Annotated in this window: 12 protein-coding genes; 7 read left to right on the top strand and 5 right to left on the bottom strand. The window is 70.1% G+C overall.

Annotation, left to right across the window (positions count from 1 at the left end; all coding sequences use genetic code 11):
* From QR78_RS23905 to phoB, 6 genes are all read left to right on the top strand, one after another.
* The coding region (locus QR78_RS23905) for a type 2 periplasmic-binding domain-containing protein (RefSeq protein WP_048430095.1) at positions 1-475 on the top strand (475 nt) is incomplete at its 5' end.
* 179 nt (positions 476-654) lie between these two features.
* Positions 655-1,629 (top strand): phosphate ABC transporter permease subunit PstC, encoded by a 975-nt coding sequence (gene pstC, locus QR78_RS23900; RefSeq protein ID WP_048430094.1) that lies wholly within the window; start codon positions 655-657, stop codon positions 1,627-1,629.
* A gap of 27 nt (positions 1,630-1,656) precedes the next feature.
* Complete coding sequence (gene pstA, locus QR78_RS23895) at positions 1,657-2,574, top strand: phosphate ABC transporter permease PstA (protein WP_082173823.1); 918 nt, start codon at positions 1,657-1,659, stop codon at positions 2,572-2,574.
* 118 nt (positions 2,575-2,692) lie between these two features.
* Complete coding sequence (gene pstB, locus QR78_RS23890) at positions 2,693-3,505, top strand: phosphate ABC transporter ATP-binding protein PstB (RefSeq protein WP_048430093.1); 813 nt, start codon at positions 2,693-2,695, stop codon at positions 3,503-3,505.
* A gap of 80 nt (positions 3,506-3,585) precedes the next feature.
* Complete coding sequence (gene phoU / locus QR78_RS23885) at positions 3,586-4,323, top strand: phosphate signaling complex protein PhoU (protein WP_048430092.1); 738 nt, start codon at positions 3,586-3,588, stop codon at positions 4,321-4,323.
* A 69-nt stretch (positions 4,324-4,392) separates the two neighbouring features.
* Positions 4,393-5,094 (top strand): phosphate regulon transcriptional regulator PhoB, encoded by a 702-nt coding sequence (phoB, locus tag QR78_RS23880; RefSeq protein WP_048430091.1) that lies wholly within the window; start codon positions 4,393-4,395, stop codon positions 5,092-5,094.
* Between the two features lie 341 nt (positions 5,095-5,435).
* Here the strand turns inward: phoB and QR78_RS23875 are convergent, their stop codons facing one another.
* On the bottom strand, positions 5,436-6,476 hold the full coding sequence (locus QR78_RS23875; protein ID WP_048430090.1) for a hypothetical protein: 1,041 nt from the start codon (positions 6,474-6,476) through the stop codon (positions 5,436-5,438).
* Positions 6,477-7,012: 536 nt separating this feature from the next.
* Here QR78_RS23875 and QR78_RS34355 point away from each other — a divergent pair.
* Entirely contained in the window at positions 7,013-7,285 is a 273-nt protein-coding gene (locus QR78_RS34355; protein ID WP_125901349.1) for a hypothetical protein, read from the top strand.
* Between the two features lie 142 nt (positions 7,286-7,427).
* Here QR78_RS34355 and lpdA read toward each other — a convergent pair whose 3' ends face one another.
* From lpdA to QR78_RS23855, 4 genes are all read right to left on the bottom strand, one after another.
* Positions 7,428-8,816: a dihydrolipoyl dehydrogenase gene (lpdA, locus tag QR78_RS23870; RefSeq protein ID WP_048430089.1), complete on the bottom strand. Its 1,389-nt coding sequence runs from the start codon at positions 8,814-8,816 to the stop codon at positions 7,428-7,430.
* Between the two features lie 3 nt (positions 8,817-8,819).
* Positions 8,820-10,202 (bottom strand): dihydrolipoamide acetyltransferase family protein, encoded by a 1,383-nt coding sequence (locus tag QR78_RS23865; protein ID WP_048430088.1) that lies wholly within the window; start codon positions 10,200-10,202, stop codon positions 8,820-8,822.
* Between the two features lie 3 nt (positions 10,203-10,205).
* Positions 10,206-11,219: an alpha-ketoacid dehydrogenase subunit beta gene (locus QR78_RS23860; RefSeq protein WP_048430087.1), complete on the bottom strand. Its 1,014-nt coding sequence runs from the start codon at positions 11,217-11,219 to the stop codon at positions 10,206-10,208.
* A 1-nt stretch (position 11,220) separates the two neighbouring features.
* Positions 11,221-11,646 (bottom strand): thiamine pyrophosphate-dependent enzyme (locus QR78_RS23855; protein WP_048430086.1); only part of this gene is annotated, 426 nt, incomplete at its 5' end.

The raw sequence follows: 11,646 nt of genomic DNA, 5'->3' as shown, positions 1-11,646 counted from the left end.
CTGGCCGGCCGGCCAGGGCGGCAAGGGCAACGAGGGCGTCACGGCGGTCGTCAAGCAGGTCCCGAACGCCATCGGCTACGTCGAGTACGCCTACGCCAAGCAGAACAACCTGCCGGTCGCGCTGATCCAGAACAAGGACGGCCAGTACCCGATGCCGGGCGACGAGGCGTTCCAGGCCGCCGCCGCCAACGCCGACTGGAAGGCCGCCCCGGGCTTCGGCATCTCGCTGACCAACCAGCCCGGCGCCAAGGCCTGGCCGATCACCGCCGCGACCTTCATCCTGGTCCACAAGACCTCGGCCGACGCGGCCCGCACCGCCGAGGTGCTGAAGTTCTTCCGCTGGGCCTACAAGAACGGCGACAAGCTCGCCTCCGACCTCGACTACGTGCCGCTGCCCGACAAGGTCGTCGGCCAGGTCGAGGACGAGTGGAAGACGGTCGTCGGCAAGGACGGCAAGCCCGTCCTCGCCCAGTAAGCCGCCGCACGCGGCGTGACGGACTTCCGGGAGGACGGGCCCCGCCCTCCCGTTCGCCGGCGCGGGGCGCCGGCGCGAAGCCGAGATCCCGCCGCCCGCCGGGCCTCGAGGCGGGTCGCGTCCGACTCGCCTCGATCCGCCGAGCGCGCTAGAGGCCGCTCACTCCAAGGGAAACCCGGATGGTCGCGTTGTCTGAGAACGTCGCAATGGCGGCAAGGCGCGAAGTCGCCCGCCGCGCCCCCAGCCCGGTGGGCGATCGCATCTTCCGCACCGCCGCCTTCGCGTCGGCGCTGCTGGTGCTCCTGGTCCTCGCCGGCATCCTGGGCTCGATCGCCTATGGCGGCTGGCCGGCCTTCCAGGCCTTCGGCCCCGGCTTCCTGGTCTCGAGCGCCTGGAACGTCGGCCGCGAGGAGTACGGCGCCCTCGTCGCCATCATCGGCACCCTGGTCTCGGCGCTGCTCGCCCTCGTCATCGGCGTGCCGATCTCGCTCGGCATCGCGATCTACCTGACGCAGCTCTGCCCCGGCTGGGCCCGCCGCCCGGTCTCGATGACCATCGAGCTGCTCGCCGCCGTGCCGAGCATCATCTACGGCATGTGGGGCCTGTTCATCTTCGCGCCGCTCTTCGCGCGCTTCGTGCAGATCCCGGTCTCGAACCTCGTCGAGGGCCTGCCGATCGTCGGCACCCTGTTCTACGCCCAGGTGCCCTCCGGCGTCGGCATCCTCACCGCCGGCATCATCCTGGCGATCATGATCGTGCCCTTCGTCGCCTCGATCACCCGCGACATGCTCGACCAGATCCCGACAGTGCTGCGCGAGAGCGCCTACGGCATCGGCTGCACCACCTGGGAGGTCGTGCGCCACGTCCTGATCCCGCAGGCCTCGGTCTCGATCATCGGGGCGGTCATGCTGGGCCTCGGCCGCGCGCTCGGCGAGACGATGGCGGTCACCTTCGTGATCGGCAACGCCAACCGCCTCTCGCCCTCGATCTTCGATCCGGGCTCGACCATCGCGTCGCGCATCGCCAACGAGTTCAACGAGGCCGACGGCCTCCAGCTCAGCTCGCTGATGGCGCTCGGCTGCATCCTGTTCGTCGTCACCTTCATCGTGCTCATCATCGCCCGGCTGCTCGTGCGCCGCGCGAAGGTGGCCTGATCCCGCACCCGGAACGGACGTTTCCCGATGAGCGCCTCCCCCGCCGCGGTCTCAGGGGCCACCCCCGCCGCTCCGCCCCGCCCGGCCTCGCCCGAATGGGGCCGGGTCCGTGCCGGCCGCCGCACCGCCGACAAGGTCCTGGTCGTCGGCTGCACCGTCGCGACCGCGCTCGGCGCGATCGTGCTCGGCTCGATCCTCCTGATGCTGATCGTCCAGGGCGTGCAGGGCTTCTCGCCGGCCCTGTTCACCAACGTCACCCCGGGCCCCGGCACCGAGGGCGGCGGCATCGCCAACGCGATCCTCGGCAGCCTGGTGATGACCGCCCTCGGCATCGTCGTGGCGACCCCGATCGGCGTGCTCGCCGGGACCTACCTCGCCGAGTACGGCCGGGCCTCGCACCTCGCCAACGTGATCCGCTTCCTCAACGACATCCTGCTCTCGGCGCCCTCGATCCTGATCGGCCTGTTCGTCTACACCCTGATGGTGCGGCCGATGGGCGGCTATTCGGGCTGGGCCGGCGCGGTGGCGCTCGCCATCATCGCCACCCCGGTGATCGTGCGCACCACCGAGGACATGCTGCGGCTCGTGCCCGGCACCCTGCGCGAGGCCGGCGCGGCGCTCGGCGCGCCGCTCTCGATCGTGATCCGCTCCGTCACCTGGCGGGCCGCGCAATCGGGCATCGTCACCGGCGTGCTGCTGGCGCTCGCCCGCATCGCCGGCGAGACCGCGCCGCTGCTCTTCACCGCGCTCAACAACAATTCCTGGTTCAGCCCGAACCTGATGGGCGGCGTCGCGAACCTGCCCGTCATGATCTACCAGTTCGCGCTCTCGCCCTACGAGAACTGGCGCCAGCTGGCCTGGGCCGGCGCGCTCCTCATCACCATCACCATCCTGGGCCTGTCGATCGTGGCCCGCCTCGTCCTGAGCGGCCCGAAGGGGCGCTGATCCGCATCTCCGGCAGCACCCGATCGCTCCGCGACCGGGTGCTGCTCTCTTCATCTGATTTTGCCGCATTTCTTTCGACGATTTTCGTCGAAAAATGCTCCTGCCCGGAGACACACCGATGAGCGCCACCGCCACCGCCGCGCCGGTCGTGGGCCAGAGCACGGCCGACGAGTCCGCCCCGGTCCGCCTCGCCGTCAAGGACCTCAACTTCTACTACGGCGACTTCAAGGGGTTGAAGAACATCAACCTCAACTTCCTCGACCGCCAGGTCACGGCGCTGATCGGGCCGTCGGGCTGCGGCAAGTCGACGTTGCTGCGCACCTTCAACCGGATCTACAGCCTGTATCCCGAGCAGCGCGCGGAAGGGCAGATCCTGCTCGACGGCCGCAACATCCTGGACCCCTCGATCGACCTCAACGAGCTGCGCGCCCGGGTCGGCATGGTCTTTCAGAAGCCGACCCCGTTCCCGATGTCGATCTACGACAACATCGCGTTCGGCATCCGGCTCTACGAGCGCCTCGGCAAGGCCGACCTCGACGTCCGCGTCGAGGAAGCCCTGCGCAAGGGCGCCCTGTGGGACGAGGTGAAGGACAAGCTCAAGCAGTCCGGCATGGGCCTGTCGGGCGGCCAGCAGCAGCGCCTCTGCATCGCCCGCACGGTGGCGCAGCGCCCGGAGGTGATCCTGTTCGACGAGCCGACCTCGGCCCTCGACCCGATCTCGACCGGCCGCATCGAGGAATTGATCGAGCAGCTGCGGGGCGAGTTCACCATCGCCATCGTCACCCACAACATGCAGCAGGCGGCGCGCATCTCGCAGTTCACCGCCTTCATGTATCTCGGCGAGCTGATCGAGTTCGGGCCGACCAACCGGCTGTTCATGAACCCGTCGAAGCGCCAGACCCAGGACTACATCACCGGCCGGTTCGGCTGAGCCGCTCCCGGGGCCGGCCCGCCTTCCGCCGGGCCGGCCCGCGCCCTTACGCTCCGCCTCATTCCGGGGGGTCTCACCTCATGTCGAACCACATCGTCACGTCCTACGACCAGGAATTGCAGAACCTGCGGCGCAGCATCGCCGAGATGGGCGGCATCGCCGAGAAGATGGTGGCCGATTCGGGCCTGGCGCTCCTGCGCCGCGATACCGCCCTCGCCCAGGCGGTGATCACCGCCGACCAGCGCCTCGACGGGCTGCAGCGCGAGATCGAGGAGAAGGCGATCCTCCTGATCGCCAAGCGCCAGCCGATGGCGATCGACCTGCGCGAGACGATCTCGGCGATCCGCGTCTCGGGTGACCTCGAGCGCATCGGGGATCTGGCCAAGAACGTCGCCAAGCGCGTCGTCGCGATCGCCGACCAGGTCCAGCTCCAGAAGATCGTCGTCGGGGTGGAGCACATGAACGAGCTGGTCCAGGGCCAGCTCAAGGACGTGCTCGACGCCTACGCCACCCAGGACACCGTGGCGGCCCTCGACGTCTGGGCCCGGGACGGCGGCATCGACGCGCTCTATACCTCGCTGTTCCGCGAACTCCTGACCTACATGATGGAGGATCCGCGCAACATCACGTTCTGCACGCACCTCCTGTTCTGCGCCAAGAACGTCGAGCGCATCGGCGACCACACCACCAACATCGCCGAGACCATCCACTATCTCGCCACCGGCGAGACCCTGACCACCGACCGGCCGAAGAACGACGGGTCGAGCTTCGCCACCGTCGATCCCCAATCCTCGTCCCAGTCCCCGACCAAAGCCTGACCGGACGGCCCGCCCGGCCGCGATGCCGGGCGGGCCGTCTCGGGTGGCGGCGTCCCTGAAGTGCCCCCGATGAGTACCCGCATCCTGATCGTCGAGGACGAGGAGGCCCTGACCCTCCTCCTTCGCTACAACCTCGAGGCCGAGGGCTTCGAGGTCGACGCCGTCGCCCGTGGCGACGAGGCGGATATCCGCCTGCGCGAGCAGATCCCCGACCTCGTCCTCCTCGACTGGATGATGCCCGGGCTGTCGGGCATCGAACTGTGCCGGCGCATCCGCGCCCGCCGCGAGACCGAACGGCTGCCGGTGATCATGCTGACGGCCCGCGGCGAGGAGGGCGACCGGGTGCGGGGCCTCGCCACCGGCGCCGACGACTACATCGTCAAGCCGTTCTCGGTGCCGGAACTCCTGGCCCGGGTGCGCGCGCTCCTGCGGCGGTCGAAGCCCGCCCACGTCGCCGATCTCCTGATCGCCGGCGACATCGAGCTCGACCGGGTCAGCCACCGCGTGCGCCGCGACGGCCGCGAGCTGCATCTCGGCCCGACCGAGTTCAAGCTGCTCGAATTCCTGATGCAGAGCCCCGGCCGGGTCTTCTCCCGCGAGCAGCTCCTCGACGGCGTCTGGGGCCACGACGTCTACATCGACGAGCGCACCGTCGACGTGCATATCGGCCGCCTGCGCAAGGCGATCAACCGCGGCCGCGACGCCGATCCGATCCGCACCGTGCGCGGCTCCGGCTACTCCTTCGACGAGATGTTCGCGCCCGAGCCGTGAGACCGGTCTCCGGGTGCGGCTCCCGGGCGAGGCGTGGCCGGGGGAGGCATGGTCGGGGAGGCATGGCGGCGGTCCCGGCACGGCATCGGGCCGATGCCGATGGCGGCGAACGCCGGCTCTTCAGAGCCCGTTCGACGTGCACGACAGTCCTGATGCCCGCCTTGCCGTTCCGGGGCCGCGAAAGCGGAGCCCGGAATCCGGACACGCAGGTGGAAAAGACCGAAGTGATACGCTGTCGATGGTCCTAAAGAACCGTCAGCGGTTCTGGATTCCGGGCTCCGCTACGCGGCCCCGGAATGACGATGAGGGTATGAAGACTGTCGATCGGGTCGGGCAGGCTCTCAGAACTCCATGCCGAACTTGACCCGCAGGTTGTGCCGCTCGAACTGGTTCAGCCCGAGGGCGCGGCCGGCGAGGGCCGGATCGGTATCGCGGCCCCAGACCTGACCGGCATAGGCCACGGTGAGCCAGACCTTCTCGGTGAACCGGTGGTGCAGGGCGGGACCGACCGTGAGCGCCTCGCTCTCCAGCCGGTTCAGGAAGGTCCCCTCGTAGCCGCGCAGGTAGCGCACCTCCGGACCGAGATAGGTATTTTTCCCCACACGCCCCACGAGGGCGTTCGACCACAGGAAGGTCGAGGAGCGATAGCCGCGGCTGCCCCGCTCGCGCCCTGCCGCGGGCTCGATGCTGATGTTGCTGCCGTACCAGAGCGTGTCGGGCACCACCTGGACGTCCAGCTGGAGCAGGCTCTCGACGTCGACGATGTCGGCGCCGCGCCCTTCGACCGGCAGGACGCGGGTGAAGCGCGGGCGCACCTCCAGGGCGAGACCGAGCGGCTGCTCCGCCGAGCCCTTCAGGAACTGGTACTTCACCTCCAGGGAGGCACCGTCGAAAGTGCCGTAGGACTTGTCGTCCAGATCCGCGACGTTGCTCTGCCGCCGCAACGTGCCGAACGCGCTGAGTTCGAGGCTCAGCCTGTCGATGGGGTTGAACTGATAGGCGAGCCGCGTGTCGAGCACCCGGTAGGCCGCCCGGCCGGGGCCGTCCCGGCGCTTGCCGATGCGCGAGACGGTGTCGACCACCGCTTCCTGCTCGCCCTTCTCGCCGGCATCGGCGCCCTCCGTGAAGCCGAACAGGTGCTCGGTATCGACGTCCTTGCCGTCGCCCGTCTTGCCGGACGTCCCTGCCTGCCGGCCCTCGTCCTTGCCGGCCTCGCGCGCGCCGTCCCGGTCCGATCCGGATCGGTCTTCCGTCCCGGGCTTGCCCTCCGTTCCGAACTTGCCGCTCGGCGCAGCCCGCGCGGGCGCCGGAGTGGAGAGGACGAGCATCAGGACGCCCGCCGCGGCCGACAGGCATCGGATCGGCTCGATGATTCCCGTCATGGTCGCGCGAGGGCCCCAGATGTGCAGTGCTCCGATGCGTCCGGTTAGAGACGATGCCGGCCGACATGGCTGCCATAAAAATGCAACGCCTGTCAGACCTTTGGGCCGTGCGGGATTAAGCGGGGCGTCCGGTGCATCGGGCCCGGACTGGCGCTGTGCCGTTCACCCCCGATGCGATCGGTCCGCGCATGGGGGATCTCCGCACGGTCGGTAGCACCGGGGGACGGTCTCAGATCTAGCACCGCTTCTTCGGGCGCCCGGACGTTCGCCCCGTATCAGGCTTCGCCCAGAGGTGGGTGCATCGTGGCGACGGATCCGCGCCCCCGCCCCGAGCGCCGGGCCCAAGCCTGACGCCGATCTCGACATCCCCGCTCGCGCCGCCCCGGCGCGAAGGCGTCGGTGTGGTCGACCTGCGCCGTCCCTCGGACGACCCCATCCTTGGGTCAGTGGCGCCAGCGCTCTGCATGTCACGCATTTATAGTTGTTGATCGGCAGACATGACGTTAGGATTTTAGTGTCGGGAGGGAATGATTTCCATGGAAAAGATCAGAAACATCGTGATGATCTCGGCTTTCCTGCTGGCCGGAGAGATCATCGCTTCGATGTCCGGTCTTGCCGTGCGGCCGGCATCGGCGCAGTCGAGTGCCGAGCGTGAGACATGTGCGGAATCGGTCGGGATCCAGACGCGTCACAACGGCCGCAACAGCTGGATCAAGCGCAGAGTATCGAGTAAGACTTACAATGCTTTTCTTCGGTGTACGGACGATATCGCCATGAAGCGTGCCGACGTGAAGCCGGACCGCCGCTGACGATTCGTCGAGGACGGCAAGCCGCGATCGTTCAGGAAGCCGGTACCCGGCCTGCAAACCGACGGAGCCTGTCTGACGCCCGCGCCCTCGCGATGGGCCTTGCGGGGTCCCGCCGGACGTCCCCGTCCGGCGGGACCGCCTTTCAGATGTGCAGCGCCTCGCCGAGCGCCCGCAGGTTCGCCTCGTGAAAGGCCTCGCCGAGGGTCGGGTGGGCGTGGATCGTGCCGGCCACGTCCTCCAGCCGCGCGCCCATCTCGAGCGCCAGGCCGAAGCCCGCGGCCAGTTCCGAGACGCCGGCCCCCACCGCCTGGATGCCGAGGATGAGGTGGTTGTCGGCCCGCGCCGTCACCCGCACGAAACCGTCCTCGGCGCCGAGCGTCATGGCGCGGCCGTTGGCGGCGAAGGGGAAGAGGCCGGTGCGGATCTCGTGGCCGGCGGCGCGCGCCTCGTCGGGCGAGAGACCCGCCGAGACCACCTCCGGGTCGGTGAAGCAGACCGCGGGAATCGCCACCTTGTGGAAGGCGCGGCGGCGCCCCGCCACGAGGTCGGCCACCATCTCGCCCTGCGCCATGGCGCGGTGGGCCAGCATCGGCTCGCCGGTGACGTCGCCCACCGCCCAGACGTTGCGCATCGAGGTGGCGCAGCGCTCGTCGATGCGGATGAACGGGCCGCTCATGTCGAGGTCGAGCCGCTCGAGCCCGAGATCCTGCGTCCGGGCCTTGCGGCCGACCGCGACGAGGATCACCTCGGCCGGAATTTTTCTGGAGTCCCCACCGACCTCGACGGCGAGGGCGTCGCCCGACAGCCCGGTCGCCTGGGCGCCGAGCAACACGTCGATGCCGAGCGCCGCGAGGCGCCGCGCCACCGGCCGGGTCAGCTCGGCATCGTAGGCCGGCAGCATCCGCTCGGCCATCTCGACCACCGTGACCTTGGCGCCAAGCTTGGCGAAGGCGGTACCGAGTTCGAGCCCGATATAGCCGGCGCCGACCACCGCCATGGTGGCGGGGACCTTGGATAAGGACAAAGCCTCGGTCGAGGAGATCACCCGCCCGCCGAAGGGCAGGTGGGGGAGCGCCGCCGGGACCGAGCCGGTGGCCAGGATGACGTGCTCGGCTCGCACCCGCTCGGGCCCGGTATCGGTTTCGACGAGGCAGGTCTTGCCGTCGACCATGGTCCCGCGCCCGCGCAGGATCTTGACCCCGCCGCGCTTCAGCAGTGACGCCACCCCGGTGTTGAGCCGCCCGACGATGCCGTCCTTCCAGGCCACCGTGCGGGAAAAATCGAGGCGCGGGGGACCGGCCGAGAGGCCGAAGGGCGAGGCGTCCTCGGATTGCAGCAAAGCTGCGTGATAGGCCTCGGCCGCGTGGATCATCGCCTTCGACGGGATGCAGCCGACATTGAGGCAGGTGCCCCCTAAGCGGTTCTCCTCGACCAGCACGGTGTCGATGCCGTGCTGGCCGGCGCGGATCGCCGCGACGTAGCCGCCCGGGCCGCCGCCGAGCACCAGGAGCTTGGTGGTGATCTCGCTCAAGGATCAGGCCTCCATGAACAGGGTCGCGGGCGTCTCGATCAGGCCTTTGAGGGCCTGCACGAACAGGGCGGCGTCGTAGCCGTCCACCACCCGGTGGTCGAAGGACGCCGAGAGGTTCATCGTCAGCCGCGGCACGAAGGCGTTATCGCGCCAGACCGGGCGCATCACCTGCTTGTTGACGCCGATGATCGCGACCTCCGGCCGGTTGATCACCGGCGTCGTCACGATGCCGCCGAGCGCGCCCAGCGACGTGATGGTGATGGTCGAGCCCGAGAGCTCGTCGCGGGCCGCCAGGCCGTTGCGGGCGGCGTCCGCCAGGCGGCGGACCTCGGCGGCCGAGTTCCAGACGTCGCGGGTCTCTGCGTGGCGCAGCACCGGCACCATCAGGCCCGACGGGGTCTGGGTCGCGATGCCGACATGGATGCCGGCATGGCGGTGGATCACCTCCGCCTCGTCGTCGTAGTGGGCGTTCATCTGCGGAAAATCCGGCAGGGCGCGCACCAGGGCCTGGACCAGGAACGGGATCAGGGTGAGCTTCGGCCGGCTCGCGCCGTGGCGCTGGTTGAGGGCGGCGCGTAGCTCCTCGACCGCCGTCACGTCCACCTCCTCGACGTAGGAGAAGTGAGCGACGCGGCGCTTGGCGTCGGCCATGCGCTGGGCGATGCGCCGGCGCAGCCCGATGACCTTGATCTCCTCCACGCCGGTGCGGGCGACGCGGCCGGCGGGCGCGGGCGCGGTCTCCTCGGGCGGAGCGTTCAGGAACCCGTCGAGGTCGTCGTGACCGATGCGGCCGGCCGGGCCGGTGCCGCGGACCTGGCGCAGGTCGATGCCGGCCTCCAGTGCGCGGCGGCGCACCGCCGGCGAGGCGACGGGCTTCTCGCCCGCCGGGCGTGGCGGGCCGGAGGAGGGAGCAGTCGCCGCGGGACGCGGGGCGGGGGAAGCGGGCTTCGACGGCGCAGGCTTCGGGGGCTCGACCGGCTTCGGCGCGGCGGCGGATCCGGGCGCGGGTTGCGCCGGCTCCAGGCCGTCCGCGGCCGGGACCAGGGCGGCGGCGGGCTGGCCTGCGGCCGCGTCCTGCGCCCTCGCGACCTCGGGCGCCACCGCGACGCCGGATTCCGGGACCGAGGCGGGCGCGGTATCCCCGCCCTCGATCTCCAGCCGCACCAGTTCGGCGCCGACCGCCAGCATCTGGCCGGCCTCGGCGCCGAGCGCCGCTACGGTGCCGCTCACCGGGGAGGGGATCTCGACGGTGGCCTTGTCGGTCATCACGTCGGCGAGGGGCTGGTCCTCGCGGACCACGTCGCCGACCTTGACGTGCCAGGCCGAGACCTCGGCCTCGGCCACGCCCTCGCCGATATCCGGGAGCTTGACGATGCGAAAGCCCATGGCTCAGCCCTCCAGCGCGGCGCGAAGGGCCCGGCCGACGCGCGTAGGCCCCGGGAAGTAGGCCCATTCCTGGGCGTGCGGGTAGGGCGTGTCCCAGCCCGCCACCCGGACGATCGGCGCCTCCAGGTGGTAGAAGCAGGATTCCTGCACGAGCGCCGCCAGCTCGGCGCCGAAGCCCGAGGTCAGGGTCGCCTCATGCGCGATGACGCAGCGCCCGGTCTTGCGCACCGAGGCCTCGATCGTCTCCATGTCGAGGGGAAGCAGCGTGCGCAGGTCGATGACCTCGGCGTCGATTCCCGTCTCGGCCGCGGCGGCTTCCGCCACGTGCACGATGGTGCCGTAGGCGAGCACCGTGACCGCCGAGCCCTCGCGCCGGATCGCCGCCTTGCCGAGCGGCACGGTGTAGTGCCCGTCCGGCACCTCGCCGAGGTCGTGACGGGCCCAAGGGGTCACCGGCCGGTCGTGGTGGCCGTCGAAGGGGCCGTTATAGAGGCGCTTGGGCTCCAAAAAGATCACCGGATCGGGATCCTCGATCGCGGCGATCAGGAGACCCTTGGCGTCGTAGGGGTTCGACGGCACCACGGTCTTGAGGCCCGCCACGTGGGTGAACAGGGCCTCGGGGCTCTGGCTGTGGGTCTGGCCGCCGAAGATGCCCCCACCCGTGGGCATCCGCACCACCATCGGGGCGGTGAACTGGCCGCCCGAGCGGTAGCGCAGGCGCGCGGCCTCGGACACGATCTGGTCGTAGGCCGGATACATGTAGTCGGCGAACTGGATCTCGATGCAGGGCTTCAGACCGTAGGCCGCCATGCCGACGGCGGCGCCGACGATGCCGAGCTCGCTGATCGGCGCGTCGAAGCAGCGGCTCTTGCCGAAGCGCGCCTGCAAGCCCTGGGTGCAGCGGAAGACGCCGCCGAAATAGCCGACGTCTTCCCCGAAGACGACCACGTCGTCGTCGCGCTCCATCGAGACGGCCATCGCGTCCCGGATGGCCTCGATCATCGTGCGGCGCGGCATGTCAGTACCCCGCCTGCTGGCGCTGGCGGCGCAGGTGGGGGGGCATCTCGGAGAAGACTCCTTCGAACATGTCGCGCGGGGAAGGCTTGCCGCCGGCATGCAGCGTGCCGTGGGTCTCGGCCTCGCGCTGGGCGGCCACGACCTCGTCGAGGATCTCGGCCTCGCCCTGGCGGTGGCGCTCCTCCGACCAGGCGCCGCGGGCGATGAGGTGGTCCTTCAGGCGCTTGACCGGATCGCCGAGCGGCCAGGCGTCGAACTCGGTCTTCGGCCGGTAGGCGGAGGGGTCGTCGGAGGTCGAATGTGCGCCGGCCCGGTAGGTGACGTACTCGACGATCGTCGGCCCGAGGTTGCGCCGCGCCCGCTCGGTCGCCCATTTCGCCACCGCGTGGACGGCGAGGTAGTCGTTGCCGTCCACGCGGTGGCGAAA

Origin of the sequence: Methylobacterium indicum (genome assembly GCF_001043895.1) — a bacterium.
Taxonomy (GTDB): Bacteria; Pseudomonadota; Alphaproteobacteria; order Rhizobiales; family Beijerinckiaceae; genus Methylobacterium; species Methylobacterium indicum.
This window is presented reverse-complemented; position numbering and strand designations above follow the sequence as displayed.

What these genes read in the sequence shown, in the direction of transcription:
- pstC (WP_048430094.1), top strand. Translation starts at nt 655, where the DNA reads ATGGTCGCGTTGTCTGAGAACGTCGCAATGGCGGCAAGGCGCGAAGTC.
- pstA (WP_082173823.1), top strand. Translation starts at nt 1,657, where the DNA reads ATGAGCGCCTCCCCCGCCGCGGTCTCAGGGGCCACCCCCGCCGCTCCG.
- pstB (WP_048430093.1), top strand. Translation starts at nt 2,693, where the DNA reads ATGAGCGCCACCGCCACCGCCGCGCCGGTCGTGGGCCAGAGCACGGCC.
- phoU (WP_048430092.1), top strand. Translation starts at nt 3,586, where the DNA reads ATGTCGAACCACATCGTCACGTCCTACGACCAGGAATTGCAGAACCTG.
- phoB (WP_048430091.1), top strand. Translation starts at nt 4,393, where the DNA reads ATGAGTACCCGCATCCTGATCGTCGAGGACGAGGAGGCCCTGACCCTC.
- QR78_RS23875 (WP_048430090.1), bottom strand. Translation starts at nt 6,476, where the DNA reads ATGACGGGAATCATCGAGCCGATCCGATGCCTGTCGGCCGCGGCGGGC.
- QR78_RS34355 (WP_125901349.1), top strand. Translation starts at nt 7,013, where the DNA reads ATGGAAAAGATCAGAAACATCGTGATGATCTCGGCTTTCCTGCTGGCC.
- QR78_RS23865 (WP_048430088.1), bottom strand. Translation starts at nt 10,202, where the DNA reads ATGGGCTTTCGCATCGTCAAGCTCCCGGATATCGGCGAGGGCGTGGCC.
- QR78_RS23860 (WP_048430087.1), bottom strand. Translation starts at nt 11,219, where the DNA reads ATGCCGCGCCGCACGATGATCGAGGCCATCCGGGACGCGATGGCCGTC.